16 protein-coding genes are annotated in these 17,485 nt (G+C 65.7%); 4 read left to right on the top strand and 12 right to left on the bottom strand.

Going from position 1 to position 17,485, the window contains the following annotated elements:
- The first annotated feature begins 100 nt into the window (after positions 1-100).
- Both J2X92_RS09410 and J2X92_RS09415 read left to right on the top strand, forming a co-directional pair.
- Positions 101-1,846: a proline--tRNA ligase gene (locus J2X92_RS09410; protein WP_307575155.1), complete on the top strand. Its 1,746-nt coding sequence runs from the start codon at positions 101-103 to the stop codon at positions 1,844-1,846.
- Positions 1,843-2,499, top strand: a complete 657-nt coding sequence (locus tag J2X92_RS09415; protein WP_307575157.1) for a lytic transglycosylase domain-containing protein — start codon at positions 1,843-1,845, stop codon at positions 2,497-2,499. Before J2X92_RS09410 ends, J2X92_RS09415 begins: the two co-directional genes overlap by 4 nt.
- Before the next feature lie 7 nt (positions 2,500-2,506).
- Here the strand turns inward: J2X92_RS09415 and J2X92_RS09420 are convergent, their stop codons facing one another.
- The 6 genes from J2X92_RS09420 to hemA form a co-directional block, all read right to left on the bottom strand.
- Positions 2,507-3,790: a hemolysin family protein gene (locus J2X92_RS09420; RefSeq protein WP_307575159.1), complete on the bottom strand. Its 1,284-nt coding sequence runs from the start codon at positions 3,788-3,790 to the stop codon at positions 2,507-2,509.
- A gap of 42 nt (positions 3,791-3,832) precedes the next feature.
- Positions 3,833-4,339, bottom strand: a complete 507-nt coding sequence (locus J2X92_RS09425) for a cupin domain-containing protein (protein ID WP_307575161.1) — start codon at positions 4,337-4,339, stop codon at positions 3,833-3,835.
- A gap of 16 nt (positions 4,340-4,355) precedes the next feature.
- A complete protein-coding gene (gene grxD / locus J2X92_RS09430; RefSeq protein ID WP_307575163.1) occupies positions 4,356-4,685 on the bottom strand; it encodes a Grx4 family monothiol glutaredoxin in 330 nt (109 codons plus the stop codon).
- 29 nt (positions 4,686-4,714) lie between these two features.
- On the bottom strand, positions 4,715-5,563 hold the full coding sequence (prmC, locus tag J2X92_RS09435; protein ID WP_307575164.1) for a peptide chain release factor N(5)-glutamine methyltransferase: 849 nt from the start codon (positions 5,561-5,563) through the stop codon (positions 4,715-4,717).
- Between the two features lie 2 nt (positions 5,564-5,565).
- Entirely contained in the window at positions 5,566-6,654 is a 1,089-nt protein-coding gene (gene prfA, locus J2X92_RS09440) for a peptide chain release factor 1 (protein WP_307575165.1), read from the bottom strand.
- A gap of 96 nt (positions 6,655-6,750) precedes the next feature.
- Positions 6,751-8,022, bottom strand: a complete 1,272-nt coding sequence (gene hemA / locus J2X92_RS09445; RefSeq protein ID WP_307575167.1) for a glutamyl-tRNA reductase — start codon at positions 8,020-8,022, stop codon at positions 6,751-6,753.
- Between the two features lie 74 nt (positions 8,023-8,096).
- On the opposite strand from hemA, the gene J2X92_RS09450 reads away from it, so the two are divergent.
- Positions 8,097-8,372: a hypothetical protein gene (locus J2X92_RS09450; RefSeq protein WP_307575168.1), complete on the top strand. Its 276-nt coding sequence runs from the start codon at positions 8,097-8,099 to the stop codon at positions 8,370-8,372.
- 79 nt (positions 8,373-8,451) lie between these two features.
- Here J2X92_RS09450 and J2X92_RS09455 read toward each other — a convergent pair whose 3' ends face one another.
- The 6 genes from J2X92_RS09455 to ugpB all read right to left on the bottom strand — a co-directional run bounded on the left by J2X92_RS09455 (position 8,452) and on the right by ugpB (position 15,946).
- On the bottom strand, positions 8,452-10,860 hold the full coding sequence (locus J2X92_RS09455; RefSeq protein WP_373424812.1) for a DUF3772 domain-containing protein: 2,409 nt from the start codon (positions 10,858-10,860) through the stop codon (positions 8,452-8,454).
- 73 nt (positions 10,861-10,933) lie between these two features.
- A complete protein-coding gene (ugpQ, locus tag J2X92_RS09460; protein ID WP_307575171.1) occupies positions 10,934-11,680 on the bottom strand; it encodes a glycerophosphodiester phosphodiesterase in 747 nt (248 codons plus the stop codon).
- 3 nt (positions 11,681-11,683) lie between these two features.
- A complete protein-coding gene (gene ugpC, locus J2X92_RS09465; RefSeq protein WP_307575173.1) occupies positions 11,684-12,691 on the bottom strand; it encodes a sn-glycerol-3-phosphate ABC transporter ATP-binding protein UgpC in 1,008 nt (335 codons plus the stop codon).
- Positions 12,692-12,762: 71 nt separating this feature from the next.
- Entirely contained in the window at positions 12,763-13,611 is an 849-nt protein-coding gene (ugpE, locus tag J2X92_RS09470; protein WP_307575174.1) for a sn-glycerol-3-phosphate ABC transporter permease UgpE, read from the bottom strand.
- 45 nt (positions 13,612-13,656) lie between these two features.
- On the bottom strand, positions 13,657-14,538 hold the full coding sequence (gene ugpA / locus J2X92_RS09475) for a sn-glycerol-3-phosphate ABC transporter permease UgpA (RefSeq protein WP_307575175.1): 882 nt from the start codon (positions 14,536-14,538) through the stop codon (positions 13,657-13,659).
- 94 nt (positions 14,539-14,632) lie between these two features.
- Positions 14,633-15,946: a sn-glycerol-3-phosphate ABC transporter substrate-binding protein UgpB gene (gene ugpB, locus J2X92_RS09480; protein WP_307575176.1), complete on the bottom strand. Its 1,314-nt coding sequence runs from the start codon at positions 15,944-15,946 to the stop codon at positions 14,633-14,635.
- Between the two features lie 226 nt (positions 15,947-16,172).
- Here ugpB and serA point away from each other — a divergent pair, with 226 nt between their 5' ends.
- Entirely contained in the window at positions 16,173-17,405 is a 1,233-nt protein-coding gene (serA, locus tag J2X92_RS09485) for a phosphoglycerate dehydrogenase (RefSeq protein WP_307575177.1), read from the top strand.
- Positions 17,406-17,485: the final 80 nt, after the last annotated feature.

Genomic DNA, 17,485 nt, shown 5'->3' on the forward strand with positions numbered 1-17,485 from the left:
GCATGCCGGGTTGCACTCGGCAAGCAACCGATGCCAGGCTCTCAGGGTCTCCCCGGGGAGTTGCCCCCACATCCCATACCGATTCCATCACGCGATCCCGATGAAAGCTTCCCGATTTTTTGTCTCCACCCTCAAGGAAGCGCCCGCTGACGCCGAGGTCGCGAGCCATCGGCTCATGATGCGCGCCGGCATGATCAAGAAGCTCGGCACGGGCATCTACACCTACATGCCCATGGGCCTGCGTGTGATTCGCAAGGTCGAAGCCATCGTGCGCGAAGAGATGAACCGCGCCGGCGCCGTCGAGCTCACGATGCCCGTGGTGCAGCCGGCCGAGTTCTGGCAGGAGACCGGCCGCTTCGACAAGATGGGCCCCGAGTTGCTGCGCATCAAGGACCGGCATGACCGCGACTTCGTGATCCAGCCCACCAGCGAAGAGGTGGTGACCGACATCGCGCGCCAGGAAATCCGCAGCTACAAGCAGCTGCCGAAGAATTTCTACCAGATCCAGACCAAGTTCCGCGATGAGCGCCGTCCGCGCTTCGGCCTGATGCGCGGGCGCGAATTCATCATGAAGGACGCCTACAGCTTCGACCGCGACCTGGGCGCCGCCAAGGCCAGCTATCAGGTCATGGCCGATGCTTACCGCCGCATCTTCGATCGCTTCGGCCTGCGCTACCGCGCGGTGGCGGCCGACAGCGGCGCCATCGGCGGCGACCTGAGCGAAGAGTTCCAGGTGATCGCCGCCACCGGCGAAGACGCCATCGTCTATTGCCCGGGCAGCGACTACGCGGCCAACATGGAAAAGGCCGAGGCACTGCCCCCGGCCGGTCCGCGCCCCGCAGCCGCCAAGCCGCTCGAGAAGACGCCGACCCCCGGCAAGAGTACCTGCGCCGACGTGGCCGAGCTGCTCGGCGTGCCGCTCTCGACCACCGTCAAGTCGCTGGTGCTCGCGACCGACATCCTCGACGCGGCCGGCAACCTCAAGGGTTCGCACGTCTGGCTGCTCCTCCTGCGCGGCGACCACGACATGAACGAAATCAAGGTCGGCAAGGTGCCCGGCCTGGACAAGGGGTTCCGCTTCGCGACCCTGGCCGAGATCGAAGACCACTTCGGCTGCAAGCCAGGCTACCTCGGCCCGCTCAACCTCAAGAAGCCGGTCAAGCTCGTGGTCGACCGCGAGGCCGCCGTTCTGGCCGACTGGATCACCGGCGCCAACGAGATCGACTTCCACATGACCGGCGTCAACTGGGGCCGCGACCTGCCCGAGCCCGACCTGGTGGCCGATCTCCGCAACGTGGTGGCCGGCGATCCCTCACCCGACGGCAAGGGCGTGCTCGCGATCGAGCGTGGGATCGAGGTGGGCCATGTGTTCGTGCTCGGCACCAAGTACAGCAAGGACATGAACGCCACCTTCCTCGACGAAGCAGGGAAGCCGCAATTCCTCGAGATGGGCTGCTACGGCATTGGCATCACCCGCCTGCCGGCTGCCGCCATTGAACAGAACCACGACGAGCGCGGCATCATCTGGCCCGACGCGCTGGCACCGTTCACCGTGGTGGTCTGCCCCATCGGCATGGACCGCAGCCCGGAGGTCAAGGTGGCCGCCGAGGCGCTCTACGAGCAGCTGCTCGCGGCCGGCGTCGACGTGCTGCTCGACGACCGCGGCGAGCGGCCCGGCGCGATGTTCGCCGATTGGGAATTGATCGGCGTGCCGCACCGCGTGGTCATTTCCGACCGCGGCCTGAAGGAAGGCCAGCTCGAATACCAGCATCGCCGCGACACTGCCGCCACCAAGGTGCCGGCGGTGGGCGTCGCCGAATTCATCACCGGCAAGCTCGCGAAATGAGCTTGGAGGGCAGCCTCTCGCGACGCCGTTGCCTGGGCGGCGCCGTGACTGCGGGCGCCCTCTCGGTGCTGTCGCTGCCGCAGGCCGCTCGCGCCGGCGCGCAGATCGAAGAGCCGCTGATCGACTCGGTGCGCACCGCACTGAGTTCGGCCGTGCACAACAAGGCGCCGCCGGTGCCCGAGTTCTCGGACACCGAGGCCCGCCTGGCCTACCTGCGCTGGCTGGGCGAGATGAGCGAGCGCCTCAAGAAGAAAATCGCCGACTGGCCGACGCGCAAGGAATTCCTGCAGACGGTCTGGTACGAAAGCAAGCGCTCGGGGCTCGACGTGAGCCTGGTGCTCGGGCTGGTCCAGGTCGAGAGCAATTTCCGCAAGTTCGCTGTCTCCAGCGCCGGCGCGCGCGGCTATATGCAGGTCATGCCGTTCTGGACCCGCGTGATCGGCGACAGCGACCCCGCCAAGCTGTTCCACATGCAGACCAACCTGCGCTTCGGCTGCGTCATCCTGCGCCACTATCTCGACCGCGAGAACGGCGACCTCTACATGACCCTCGGCCGCTACAACGGCAGCCGCGGCAAGGCGCCGTACCCCAGCGCCGTGTTCGCCAACCAGCGCCTCTGGACCTTCGTGGACAGGGACCGTTCAGCAGCCTGAGGGCGAGCTAAGTCTTCGTGACCATCACCTGGTCGATCCGGTAGCTGTCAACGTCCATCACCTCGAAGGTGTAGCCGCCCCAGCTCACGCTGTCCGTGCGCTTGGGCACACGGCGCAGCATCACCATCAAGAAGCCCGCCAGCGTTTCGTACTCGTCCGCATGGGGCAGCTCGTCGATGTGCAGCGCCCGCTGGACGTCCTGGATCGGCGTGACGCCGTCGATCAGCCAGGAGTTCTCGTCGCGCTTCACGATCTGTTCCTCGTCGGGCGTCGACACCAGCTCGCCCATCACCGTGCTCATCACGTCGTTGAGCGTGATCACGCCCACGACCAGGCTGTACTCGTTGACGATGATGGCGAAGTCTTCACGCGCCTGCTGGAACTGCTCGAGCACCTCAGTGAGCGAGAGCCGGTCGGGGATGACCAGCGCCTTGTGCAGCGTCAAGCCTTGGTCGAAAGCCAGGGGCTCCCCGCTCAGCACGCGCTGAAACATTTCCTTTGCGTCGACATAGCCGAGCACGTGGTCGATGTCGCCATCGCACACGGGGTAGGCTGAAAAAGGCTCGGCCATGATGCGCGCCCGCAGCACCGACTCCGGGTCGTCGTGCAGAAACCATGCGATGTTGTCCCGCACCGTCATCACGCTGCTGACCAGCCGCGTGTCGAGCTCGAACACGTTGGCGATCACCTGCTGCTCGCGCACCGCGAGCACACCCGCGAGCGCACCGGCCTCCGTCATGGCCAGTATGTCGGCCGAGGTGATCTTGTCGTCGCGCACCAGCGGCATGCCGAGCAGCTTGAAGAGCATGTCGGTCGTGCGCGTGAACAGCCACACCAGGGGTTTGAGGGCGGTGATCAGCAGCAGCATCGGCCCGACCATGCGCACGGCAATGCGCTCCGGGTCGCTCATGCCGAGCCGCTTGGGAAAGAGGTCGGCAAACACCAGGAACACCGCGATGATGATCACGAACGAGCACAGGAAGGCCAGGTTCGTCGAGGCCTCCACGCTCATCCATTTCTCGAAGGAGCGCGCGAAGTAAGGGCTGAACGCACCCTCGCCGACCAAGCCGCCGAGAATCGCCACCGCATTGAGGCCGATCTGCACCACGGTGAAGTAGTGGCCGGGCTGCTCCTGCACGCGCAGCACCTTTTCCGCCCTTGCATCGCCATCGTCGGCCATCTGGCGAAGGCGCAGGCGCCGCGAGGCAGCAAGGGTGATTTCGGCGATCGAGAAGAACGCGCTCATCGCGATCAGCAAGGCGATGATGAGCAGGCTTTGGGTAAGAGTCATGGTGGCACGGCGAAGGGTGCCATGGTGCCATGACTGGCGAGGCTAAACCCCGCCGTGCGGGTGCGTCGGGTCGATCCAGAGTACCGATTCAGGTTTTTCGACAGGCTCGATGTCGAGATTGACGGCCACCGCTTCGCCGTCGCTTCGGCACAGCACGCATTCGAGCGGCTCGGTCGCGCTGGCATTGATTTCCTGGTGCGGCACGTAGGGCGGTACGTAGATGAAATCGCCAGGCCCGGCCTCGGCCGTGAACTCGAGCTTCTCGCCCCATCGCATGCGGGCCTGGCCGCGCACCACGTAGATCACCGACTCGAGATGCCCGTGGTGGTGGGCGCCGGTCTTGGCGTCGGCATGGATGGTGACCGTGCCGGCCCAGAGCTTCTGGGCGCCCACACGGGCGAAGTTGATCGCCGCCGCCCGGTTCATGCCGGGCGTCTGCACGGTGTTGGTGTCGAGCTGGTTGGCCGGGATCACGCGCACGCCGTCGTGCTTCCAGGCCGGCGACGCGGACTCGCTGCCGTGCGAGTGGCCGTCGTGGTCGTGGCTCATGGCGAGAGCGGAAAAATCAGGCGGGGTTGCTGCCGCCCAGGACCTGCTGCAGCTCGCCCGACTCGTACATCTCCATCATGATGTCCGAGCCGCCGATGAATTCACCCTTCACATAGAGCTGGGGAATCGTGGGCCAGTTGCTGTATTCCTTGATGCCTTGGCGGATGCCGTCGTCTTCGAGCACATTGACGGTCTTGAGCGACTTGGTGTCGACGCCGACCGCCTTGAGGATCTGGATCGCGCGGCCGGAGAAACCGCACATCGGGAAGCTCGCATTCCCTTTCATGAAGAGCACGAGGTCGTTGGATTTGACGAGATCGTCGATGCGTTGCTGGTCGTCGGACATGGGGACTCCTGAAAAGTGGGCTGAGGGGATTATTTCACCGTGCGCCAGACTCCGCCGGAGCAGCGCTGGATGCCGGCAAGGTCGTTGCGGCTTTGGACTTCGGCAAACCCGCGGGTTTGGAGCAGCTGGCGCACGGCCGCGGCCTGGTCGTGCCCGTGTTCGAGCAGCAGCCAGCCGCCTTCGGCGAGGTGCAAAGGAGCGTCCCGCACGATCTGGCGGATGTCGTCGAGCCCGTCGGGCCCGGCCACGAGCGCGCCCAACGGCTCGTGCTGCAGCGCGGGCAAGTGCGGGTCGTTGGCGGCAATATAGGGCGGGTTGCTGGCGATGACCGTGTAGCCGCTTGCGGCGCCGTCGAGCCAATGGGCCTGGCCGAAGCGCACCGGCATGCCCAGGCGCTCGGCATTCGCCTGTGCAACGACCAGCGCATCGGCACTCGCATCGATCGCGTCGACCTGCGCATCGGAGCGCGCATGCTGCAGCGCGAGCGCAATTGCGCCGCTGCCGGTGCCCAGGTCGAGCACGCGCGGCGCCACGTGGCCTTCGAGGCAATGCAGGGCCCATTCGACCAGTGTTTCGGTGTCCGGACGCGGCACCAGCACCCGCGCGTCCACGCGGAGGCTGAGGCCGTGAAACTCTTTTTCGCCGAGCAGGTAGGCGACCGGTACGCCGGCCAGGCGGTGCGACAGCTGAGTTGAAAGCGCTGCCCACACCGCATCGGACATGCCATCGGTGTCGTGCGCCAGCAGCCAGGCACGGTCATGCGGCGCGCGGCCCAGCGCATGCAGCAGCAGCAACTGCGCATCCAGCCGGTCGATGCCCAACGCAATCGCGGCCGCCAGCGCCTGCGCCACGGTGGCGGGTGTAGCGATCTCGGTCATGGTCATGCGGGCAGGCTCGACTCCAGCTCGGCCAGCTGCTCGGCCTCGCGCGCGGCGCGCAGGGCATCCAGCACATCGCCCAAGTCGCCTTCCATGATGGCCAGCAGCTTGTAGAGCGTCAGGTTGATGCGGTGGTCGGTGAGCCGGCCCTGCGGAAAGTTGTAGGTGCGGATGCGGTCCGAGCGGTCGCCGCTGCCGATCAACCCCTTGCGCATGGCGGCGTCCTTGGCGGCGCGCTCGCTGCGCTCCTTTTCCTGGATGCGGGCGGAGAGCACTTGCAGCGCCTTGGCCTTGTTGCGGTGCTGGCTGCGGTCGTCCTGGCATTCGGCCACGATGCCGGTGGGAATGTGCGTGATGCGCACGGCCGAGTCGGTCTTGTTGATGTGCTGGCCGCCCGCGCCGCTTGCGCGATAGGTGTCGATTCTCAGGTCGGCCGGGTTGATCTGCACCGCCACGGTTTCGTCGGGCTCGGCGAGCACGGCCACGGTGCAGGCACTGGTGTGGATGCGGCCCTGGGTTTCGGTGGCTGGCACGCGCTGCACGCGGTGGCCGCCCGACTCGAAGCGCAGGTGTCCGAACACGTCGGTGCCCACGATGCGGATCACCACTTCCTTGTAGCCGCCAAGCTCGCTCTCGCTTTCACTCACCACTTCGCAGCGCCAGCCGGCGCGCTCGCAGTGGCGCGTGTACATGCGCAGCAGATCGCCCGCGAAGAGCGCCGACTCGTCGCCGCCGGTGCCGGCGCGGATTTCGAGAAAGGCATTGCGCGCGTCGTCCGGGTCCTTGGGCAGCAGGAGGCGCTGCAGCTCTTCCTCGAGCTGCACAAGCTCGGCTTCGGCACCCGCAATTTCCTCTTTGGCCATCTCGGCCATGTCGGGGTCGTCGAGCATCTCTTTCGCACCGGCGATGTCGGCCTCGCGCTGCTTGTAGCGTTCGTAGCGGCCGGCGATCTGCGTCACCTCGGCATGCTCGCGCGAGATGGTGCGGTACTGCGCCATGTCGCTCATGATGTCTTCGCGCGAAAGCAGAAAGTCGAGTTCGCCGAGGCGCTGCACGTAGCGCTCGAGTTGGTGGCGCAGAAAAGTTTTCACGTCGAAAGGGCCGAAAAAGATGGGGGAGCGCGTCTCGCGGCGGCAAGGCACGGGGAGGCCGCGGCAACAAGGCCGGGCCGGCGGCGGCCAGCGTCGCTAACGCTCTTTGCGCAAAAAGAGGCGCGAAATAGCGTGCGCCGTCTGCTCGCGCGAGGCTGCATCACCCGCGTGCAGTTCGGCCAGCGCGCCGTGCAGCATCTTTTGCGTGAGCCCGCGCGACATGGCTTCGAGCACCGCATCGACCGATTCGCCCTTGGCCAGCAGCTTGCGCGCGCGTGCGATCTCGGCCGCGCGCCACTCGTCGGTCTGGGCGTTGAGCTGCAGGATCAGCGGCACCGTGCCGCGCTGGCCCAGCCAGTGCATGAAGCTTTGCACACCGGCGTCGATGATGACTTCTGCCTGCGCCACAGCCGCCTGGCGATTGGCCTGCCCCTGCTGCACCACCTGGGCCAGGTCGTCGACCGTGTACAGGTAGATGTCTTCCAGCGCCTTCACTTCGGGCTCGATGTCGCGCGGCACGGCCAAATCGACCATGAACATCGGGCGGTGCTTGCGCGCCTTGAGTGCGCGCTCCACGGCGCCCAGGCCGATGATTGGCAGCGTGCTGGCGGTGCAGCTCACCACGATGTCGAACTCGGCCAGCCGGCTCGGCAGGTCGGCCAGCCGCATTGCCTCGCCGCCAAAGCGCGAGGCCAGCTTTTCACCGCGCTCGAGCGTCCGATTGGCAATGGCGATCGATTTCGGGTCCTTGGCCGCGAAGTGCGTGGCGGCCAGGTCGATCATTTCGCCCGCACCGACGAACAGCACGCGCGTCTGTTGCAAGTCTTCGAACAGCTGGCCGGCCAGCCGGACGGCCGCGGCCGCCATGCTGATGGAATGGGCGCCGATTTCGGTGGCTGTGCGGACTTCTTTCGCAACAGCGAACGAGCGCTGGAACAGCTGGTTGAGCGTGCTGCCAAGGGCGCCGGCGGTTTCGGCCGCGCGCACGGCGTCTTTCATCTGGCCGAGGATCTGAGCCTCGCCGAGCACCATCGAATCGAGCCCGCTGGCCACGCGGAAGACGTGGCGAGCGGCCTCGTCGTCCTGCAGGGTGTAGGCATGCGAGCGCAGCAGGGCGGGCGCCACGCCGCCGCTCTCGGCCAGCCAGCCCACTGTGTGGTCGAGCGCCGCATGCTCGGCGGCGCAGTAGATCTCGGTGCGGTTGCAGGTCGAGATGATCGCGGCTTCGACCTGGGGGTGGCGGCCGGCGGCAAACGAATTGCGCAGGCTGTGCAGCGTGGGAGCCAGCTGGTCGAGCGCGAACGCGAAGCGGCCGCGCAGATCGAGCGGCGCGGTCGTGTGGTTCAACCCGAGGGCCCAGACTGACATATCCGCTGATTATAAAATCAGCAGGAGCTATGCGGCTCCCGAGGGGTTTCGCCGCGCTCGCTTCTCCCCATTCCATGTCCCTGCTGGATCTCCTCAACCATCTGCTCAACTTCCTGGCACCCGCCTTGGCGGTCGGATTAGTGTGCGCGCTGGGGGGCGGGGGATTCGGGCGGAAAGCCGGCGCACTCGCCTGGTGGATTCAAGCCGCGGTCAATGCCGGCGCGGGAGCGCTGGCACTCCTGGGCGGGCTGATCTTTTCAGGACGCGATGGCACGATGGGCGCCTACGCCGCGCTCGTGTTTGCGTGCGGTATCAGCCAATGGCTGGTGTCGCGCGGCTGGCGCGGGTAAGGAGTCGCAAAGGTTCGGTCCGAGGGCGTTTCTGGATGTTGCTTCAGTCAATGAAGGAATCGGGCGATCGGCGCTGCAACTAGGCGGCCATCGGTCCGGTCTCGCCGCCAGCCACGGGCGGCGGCACCGCCGCATAGGGCACCAGTTCGATCCGCTCCACCCGCATGCGCTCAAGAATGGTGAACAGCAGATCGCTGCGCACCCCGCCCGCCAGCCGGGGGCTCGGCACATAGGCAATCGCCTGGAATATGAGTAGGCCCCCTTCGACACCTTCCAGCGTGAGCGAGGGCGCGGGTGTTTCCAGCACCCCCTCGTGCGCGCGGCATGCTTCCAGGATGAGCTCGCGCACGCGCTGCGCGTCGGTGGTCATCGGCATCGGCAGGCGGATGAGCACCCGGCCTTCGGCGTTGGCCAGCGTCATGTTGCGCACGGTCTTGGTAATGAACTCGGAGTTGGGCACGATCAGCGTGGAGCGGTCGCCAAGCTGGATTTCGGTGGCGCGCACGTTGATGCGTCGCACGTCGCCCTCGGTACTGCCCAGCACCACCCAGTCGCCCACCTTCACCGGCTGCTCGGCCAGGAGAATGAGGCCGGAGATGAAGTTCTGCACGATGGCCTGCAGGCCGAAGCCGATGCCCACCGAGAGCGCACTGGCCACCCAAGCGATACGCTCGATGCCAATGCCCAGCGCCGACAGCGCGAAGGCGACCACCAGGATGCCGCCCACATAGCCGAGCAGGGTGGTGATCGAACTTTGCATGCCGGGCTCGAATTGCGTGCTGGGCAGGTAGCTGCGCGAGAGCCAGCGCTTGAAGACGCGCAGCACGATGAAGCCGATCACCGCCACGGCGACGGCGCTCAAAATGGCACCCGGCACCAGTTGGAACTCGCCCACCTTCACGCCGGTGCCGAACTTGCCGCTGCGCTGGAACACTTCGCTCGGCCCGGTGCCCAGGGGCGCCGCGAGCGCGATCAGCATGTAGAAGAACAGCCCCACGCGGCTCAGGCCGGAGAGCACGGTGGCCGCCTGGTCGAGCGTCTGCGGCGCGAGCCCGAAGCTTTTTTGAATGCCCTGGCCGAAGGTGCTGCGCGACGACACGCTGGCCATGAAGACGTCGTCGGCAAACTTGAACAGCACGTAGAAGGCCGCCGCGACAATGCCGCTCCAGGTGAGCTGCGAGGCCAGGAAGCTCGCAAGCGCCACGTAGCCCAGGGCCACCAGCACCCAGATCGACAGCATCAGGATGCCGATGCAGGCCACCAGCAGGCCCACCCACATCGGCCGCTCCGGCAGGTCGGCGTCGGGTGTGTCGGCGCGCAGCGGCCGCAGCCGCCGGAGCACCGCGCCGACCAGCGCGGTGAGCACCAGCGCGGTGAGCACGTGCGTGGCGACCACCGCCGCAAAGCTGGCTTCGACCAATGCATTGATCTCGACCGGCGCCCACGCCAGTGCGGCCACCGCGGCCACCAGCCACGGCAGCGGTGCGAGGCGGCTCGCCATGGCGTCCGGAATTGGCGGCAGCCGCCACGAGGGCCTTCGGGTCGCCAGGAGGCCGCGGCCCAGGCCGATGACGAAGGCCATGAACACCAGCGCCTGCGCCATCGACCGCATCGCCTTGCGCGCCTGCGGCTCCCAGGTGGCGTATTCCTCGAGCACGCGAACGAACCCGTGCGCCGCCGCGGCCACCAGCAGCACATGGCTCGCCACGATGGCAATCACCAGCAGAGAGCGCCGAAGCCGCCCCGCGGGCAGCAAGCGCGCGGCGATCCGCGTCAGCAGATGCTCGGCCACCCAGTTGCCGAGCACCGCGAACATCAGTGCGACGATCAGCGCCCCGATCACCGCAACCCGGGTTCCTTGCTCCATGGCCTGGGAAAGACCGTCGCGCAGGCTGGCCACCATTGCCTTGAGGCGCACCAGATCGTTCGGCCACGCCGCTTCCAGGTCGCGCCAGAACTCGCCGGTCAGCGGCGAGGCGGCGCGCTCGGTGATCTGCGCCTCGAAGAGTTCGCGGCGCTGCGTCACCAGTTCAGCGGCGCGCTGCCGCACGTCGATGGAGAGCAGGCGCGCCAGCCGGATGTCGGCATCCAGCGCATTGCGTTCTTTCGTGAGCCGGGCGCGCTGGCGCGTGATGTCGGGGTCCTCGCTGGCGCCAGCGCCCGGCGGATTCCCGAGCTCGCCAAGGCGGGCGTTCAGGTCAGCCAGTTCGCTGGCGCGCGCGGTGACGAACTTGTCGGCCTGCGTGCCGATGTCGCTGATCTGCGCCAGCAGCTTGCGCATGTCCTCGTTGGAATCGGCGGCGGAGGTGATCTTGGTGAGCTGCTCGCGCAGTTCGGCCACCGTGGGTTCGGGCACTGGCGCCGTGGCGGTGCTGCTGCTGTTAGTGCCGATGTTGCTGTCGGGCTGCGCTATCGCAGGGGCGCACGACAGCATGGCGGCCAGGCAAAGGGCCATCAGGCGTGGGATCAAACTCATGGCTGCCATCATAGAAGGCGCCATTTCCAGCCCCCGGCGCGGCGCGTGACAGCGTGTGTCGGGCGGCTGCGGCCGGTGGCGTTGGTCAACCGGCGGGACTGAACAGGTCGACGCGGTCGGTGATGATGCCGTCGGTGCCGAGCTCGGTGAGACGCTCCGCGGCCCATTCGTCGTTGACGGTGTAGCTCAGCGCGCGCATCCCGGCACCATGCACTTGGGGCACCGTGGCGGCATCCCAGAGTGCGTGGTTACAGACGACGGCAGCGCAGCCGAGCCGAGCCGCCACAGCAATCCACCCGTCCTGGAGCGTGTCGAGCAGGAGCCCGCGCGGCAGCTCGGGCTGGACCGCCTTCGCTCCCTCCAGCGATTCGGTCTGGAACGAGGTGAGCAGCGGCGGAATGGCCGCGCCCTGCCAAAGCCTGGCTGCGAGCCGTGCCACCGCTTCGCCGGTCTCGCGCTCGGTACCCGGCGTGGGCTTGATCTCGATGTTGAGCAGGTGGCCGTTGGCAAGGCAGAAGCGCGCCAGGTTTTCGAGCGTGGCGAGCGGCTCGCCAGCAAAGGCGCGCGAATGCCAGCCACCCGCGTCAAGCTGCGAGAGCGCGCTCCAGGGTTGCGCGCCGCCAATGCCATGGCCGCTGGTGGTGCGGTCGAGCGTGGCATCGTGCATGAGAAAAACCACGCCGTCGGCACTGAGCTTGGCGTCGCACTCGAACATGCGGTAGCCGTGCACGGCGCCGAGCCGAAAGGCCGCCAGCGTGTTTTCAGGCGCCAGCTTGCCGGCGCCGCGGTGCGCGATCCAGCGCGGGTAGGGCCAGGGCTGCAACGCCGGCATCGTTCAGTCTGCCCTCTTGCCCGAACCGGCGTCGAACCAGTGCAGCTTGTCCTGGCGCGCCGCAATTTTTACCGTGTCCCCCGCGACTGGCGGATGGTCGCTTTCATCGGTGCGCATGATGATCTGCTCTTCGCCGATGCGGCCGTACACGAGCCGCTCGGCGCCCAGCAGTTCGACCGATTCGACCTGCACGGACCAGCCGCTTTCGTCCAGCTTCATGTGCTCGGGACGGATGCCGAGGATCTGGCCCGGCCGCACGCCGGGCGCATGGTGCAGCAGGTTCATCGGCGGCGAGCCGATGAAGCTGGCCACGAAGGTGGTGGCTGGCCGGTTGTACACCTCTTCAGGCGTTGCGAATTGGTCCATCGCGCCGCCGTTCATCACGATGATGCGCTGCGCCAGCGTCATGGCCTCGACCTGGTCGTGCGTGACGAAGAGCGAGGTGATCCCGAGCTCGCGATGCAGCTTCTGGATTTCCAGGCGGGTCTGCGCCCGCAGCTTGGCGTCCAGGTTGGACAGCGGCTCGTCGAACAGGAACACCTTCGGCTGGCGCACGATGGCGCGGCCCATGGCCACGCGCTGGCGCTGGCCGCCCGAAAGCTCGCGCGGCTTGCGTTCGAGCAGATGGCCCAGCTCGAGGATCTTTGCTGCCTTGTCGACGCGGGTCTTGATTTCGGCTTCGGGCAGTTTGGCGATCTTCAGGCCATAGGCCATGTTCTTGAACACGCTCATATGCGGGTAGAGCGCGTAGTTCTGGAACACCATGGCGATGTCGCGCTCGGAGGGTTCGAGGTTATTCACCACGCGGTCGCCGATGGCGATGTCGCCGGCGGAGATATCTTCCAGGCCGGCCACCATGCGCAGCAGCGTGGACTTGCCGCAGCCCGAGGGCCCGACGATGACGACGAATTCGCCCTTGTTCACCTCGGCCGAGACGCCGTGGATGACCTGGTTGGCCTTGGCACCCTTGCCGTAGCGCTTGATGACGTTGCGAAAGGAAATGGCTGACATGTTGTTCTGTTGTGAATATCAGGTTGTGGCTGGCTGGCAGGCTTGGCCGAAGGGAGCCGCTTCGGGATGGGCTATTTCTCGGTGTCGACCAGGCCTTTGACGAACCAGCGCTGCATCAGCACCACGACGATGGCCGGCGGTATCAGCGCCAGCATGGCGGTGGCCATCACAAGATTCCAGTCGACCGCGGCGTCGCCCGAGGCGATCATGCGCTTGATGCCGATGACCACCGGGTACATGTCTTCGGTGGTGGTGGCCAGGAGCGGCCACAGGTACTGATTCCAGCCGTAGATGAACTGGATCACGAAGAGCGCGGCAATCGATGTCTGCGACAGCGGCACCAGGATGTCCTTGAAGAAGCGCATCGGCCCCGCACCGTCTATTCGCGCGGCCTCGACCAGTTCGTCGGGTACCGAGAGAAAGAACTGCCGGAACAGGAAGGTCGCCGTGGCCGACGCGATCAGCGGGATGGTCAGGCCCGCATAGGTGTTGAGCATGTTCAGGTCGGCCAGCACCTTGTAGGTGGGCAGGATGCGCACCTCCACCGGCAGCATGAGCGTTACGAAGATCATCCAGAACACGATCTTCTTGAACGGAAAGCGGAAATACACGATAGCAAAAGCAGAGAGCAGCGAGATCGCGATCTTGCCGATGCTGATGACCAGCGCCGTGACCAGGCTGATCCACATCATGCGGCCCACCACCACGCGCGCACCCTGCGTCTCGGTGCCTAGGAGAGCCGCGGTGTAGTTCTCGATCATGTGCGTACCAGGCACAAGGGGCATCGGCACGCGCAGGATCTCGTCGCGCGTGTGGGTCGACGCGACAAAGGCCAGGTAGATGGGAAAGACCACGATGGCGATGCCCAGGATCAGCACCACGTGCGACAGGACGGTGAGGCCGGGCCGGCGTTCAATCATGGCGGGTGCTCCGGAAGAAGAATGCAAAAGGGAAAGGATGCGCCATCAGTACTGGACCTTCTTTTCGACGTAGCGGAACTGGATGACCGTGAGTACGACGACGATCACCATCAGCACCACGGACTGCGCAGCGGAGCCGCCCAGGTCGAGGGCCCGGAAGCCGTCGTGCCAGACCTTGTAGACCAGGATCGCGGTGTCCCGGCCCGGCCCGCCTTCGGTCGTGGCATGCACGATCGCGAACGTGTCGAAGAACGCGTAGACCACGTTGATCACCAGCAGGAAAAAAGTGGTGGGCGACAGCAGCGGGAACTGGATTGTCAGAAAGCGGCGCAGCGGACCGGCGCCGTCGATGGCCGCGGCCTCGATCAGCGCCTTGGGAATGGACTGCAGCCCGGCCAGAAAGAACAGGAAGTTGTAGGAAATCTGCTTCCAGATCGCGGCCACGACGATCAGCGACAGCGCCTGATTCGAATTGAGCAGGTGGTTCCAGTCCATGCCCATCTTGCGCAGGCCGTAGCTCACCACGCCGATGCTGGGCGAGAACATGAACACCCAAAGCACGCCCGCGATCGCCGGCGCCACCGCGTACGGAATGATCAGGAAGGTCTTGTAGAACAGCGAACCGCGCAAGATGCGGTCAGCGAAGATCGCCAGGAGCAGCGATATTGAGATGCCGATGCCGGCCACCAGCACGGAGAACAGTGCGGTGACCTTGAACGACTCGATGTAGGCCGGGTCATCGAACAGGGTCTTGAAGTTCTCCAGGCCCACGAAGACGGTGGAGGTGCCGAAGGCGTCCTCGGTCTGCATCGACTGCCAGATTGCCTGGCTGGCGGGCCAGAAGAAGAACACCAGGATCACCGCCATTTGCGGCGCGATCAGCAGCCATGGCAGCCATGCCGATCGGAATAGAACGCGTTTTTCCATAGCCCCTCGAATCCCTCAAAAAACGAAACGCCCGCCCACGGCTTTTGCAGTGGCGGGCGGGCGAGTCTACTTCGGCGCCGAGGCGCCCGGAGCTTCAGCCTTTGTTTGCTTTCTCGAAGCGTTCGAGCTGCTCGTTACCGCGCTTGACGGCGGCATCCAGAGCTTCCTTGGCGGTGCGCTTGCCGTTCCAGATCTGTTCGGTTTCCTCGTCGATGATGGTCCGGATCTGCACGAAGCTGCCCAGGCGCACGCCGCGCGACTTGTCGGTGGTCTTGCGGATCATCTGTGTCACGGCCACGTCGGTGCCGGGGTTGTCCTTGTAGAAGCCCGAGGCATCGGTCAGCTTGTAGGCCGCCGTGGTAATGGGCAGGTAGCCCGTGCGCTTGTGGCTTTCGGATTGCACCTTGGTGTCAGACAGGAAGGTGAAGAAGCTGGCCACGCCCTTGTAGTGGTCGGCCGGCTTGCCGGACATGACCCAGAGGCTGGCGCCGCCGATCACGGTGTTCTGGGGCGCGCCCTTCACGTCGGGGTAGTAGGGCAGGGTGGAGATGCCGTACTTGAACTTGGCGTCCTTGGCCACGCGCGCGTACAGGCCCGAGGAGCCGGTCATCATCGCGCATTCGCCCGAGGGAAAGGCGGCGTCGGCCGTGTTGTTCCGGCCCTTGTAGACGAAGGTGCCGTCCTTGGACATCTTGGCCAGGTTCTCGAAGTGCTTTACGTGCAGAGGCGAGTTGAAGGCCAGGCGCGCCGAAGTGCCGCCAAAGCCGTTGTTCTGCGTCGCATAGAGCGTGTTGTGCCAGGCCGAGAAGCTCTCGAGCTGGGTCCAGCTCATCCAGCTGGTGGTAAAGGGGCACTTGTGGCCGCTCGCCTTGAGCTTGTCGGCTGCTGCCATGACTTCAGGCCACGTGGTCGGCGCCTTCTCGGGGTCGAGGCCGGCTGCCTTGAAGGCGTCCTTGTTGTAATAGAAGATGGTCGTCGAGCTGTTGAACGGGAAGCTCAGCATCTGGCCGTTGGGCGCGGTGTAGTAGCCAGACACGGCGGGCACGTACACGCTGGGGTCGAACTTTGCACCGCCCGAGTTCATCACCTCGCCCACGGGCTTGATGGCGCCCTTGGAGGCCATCATGGTGGCGGTGCCGACCTCGAACACCTGCAGGATGTCCGGCGCATTGCCGGCGCGGTAGGCCGCGATCGCAGCGGTCATCGATTCGTCGTACTGGCCCTTGTAGGTCGCCACGACTTTGAATTCCTTCTGGCTGGCGTTGTACTGCTTGGCGAGGTCGTTGACCCATTCGCCGAGCGGGCCGCTCATGGAATGCCACCACTGGATTTCGGTCTGGGCGTGGGCCACATTGAAAAGCGTGGTGGCGGCCAGCGCCGATGCCAGCGCGAGCGTCTTGAATCGCATGAAGACTCCTGATGGGAAAATGAAAGCGCGGATGCTAGGCCATGTGGATGACACAGCCGCGTCACATTGGCGCACGGACAGTTGTCATCTTCCAATCGGGAAAACCCCTTTGGCACAAGGCTTCCCGCGGAGCGGGAGCCCTCGTGTTGCGCCGCAGCATGCTAGCATCGCATTCGCCTTTTTCGGCCTAGCTTGTTGCCGCGGCCGGGGCTTCCGCGAGTACGCCATGAGCAGCAAAACCTCCCTCGAAAAAAGCCGGATCAAGTTCCTTTTGCTGGAGGGCATTCACCCTTCGGCGGTGGAGGTGCTGCGCGGCGCGGGCTACACCAACATCGAGTCGCTGCCGGGCGCACTGCCCGACGCGGAGCTCAAGGCCAAAATCGCCGACGTGCACTTTCTGGGCATCCGTTCGCGCACGCAATTGACCGCTGAAGTTTTTGCAGCGGCCCAGAAGCTGGTGGCGGCGGGGTGCTTCTGCATCGGCACCAACCAGGTCGATCTGGAAGCCGCGCGCGAGCATGGCGTGGCAGTGTTCAACGCACCATATTCCAACACCCGCTCGGTGGCCGAGCTGGTGCTGGCCGAAGCTATTTTGCTGCTGCGCGGCGTGCCCGAAAAAAGCGCGGTGGCGCACCGGGGCGGCTGGCTCAAGTCGGCCGAGAACGCGTTCGAGATTCGGGGCAAGACGCTGGGCATCGTGGGCTACGGCTCTATTGGCGCGCAGTTGTCGGTGCTGGCCGAGGCGCTGGGCATGAACGTGGCCTTCTACGACGTCGTGACCAAGTTGCCCCTTGGCAATGCGCGCCAGGTCCGCGAACTGCACCAACTGTTGGGCCAGAGCGACATCGTGACCCTGCACGTGCCCGAGACGCAGGCCACGCAATGGATGATCGGCGCGCCCGAGATCGCCGCCATGAAACCAGGCTCCATTCTCATCAACGCGTCGCGCGGCACCGTGGTGCAGATCGAGCCGCTGGCCGAGGCGCTGAAGCAGAAGAAGCTGCTGGGCGCCGCAATCGACGTGTTCCCGGTCGAGCCGCGCACCAACAAGGATGAGTTCCTGTCGCCGCTGCGCGGGCTCGACAACGTGATTCTCACGCCCCACATCGGCGGCTCGACGATGGAGGCGCAAGCCAACATCGGCCTCGAAGTGGCGGAAAAGCTGGTGAAGTACAGCGACAACGGCACCTCGACCTCGTCGGTCAACTTTCCCGAGGTGGCGCTGCCGGCCCACCCCGGCAAGCACCGGCTGCTGCACATTCACCGCAACGTGCCGGGCGTGCTGTCAGACATCAACAAGATCTTCTCGGACAACAACATCAACATCTCCTCGCAGTTCCTGCAGACCAACGAGAAGATCGGCTATGTGGTGATGGACATCGACGCGGCGTACTCCGACCTTGCGTTGGAAAAGCTGGCCAAGGTGAACGGAACGATCCGCAGCCGCGTGCTGTTCTGAGGCGCCTCCGGGCAAACCCCCGGGCGCTGGCCTAAAATCCCCACCCCCGGCTATGGGCGCGCAGCGCCCGGCCGAGGTGC

Source organism: Variovorax paradoxus (assembly GCF_030811855.1).
GTDB classification, from domain to species: domain Bacteria; phylum Pseudomonadota; class Gammaproteobacteria; order Burkholderiales; family Burkholderiaceae_C; genus Variovorax; species Variovorax paradoxus_L.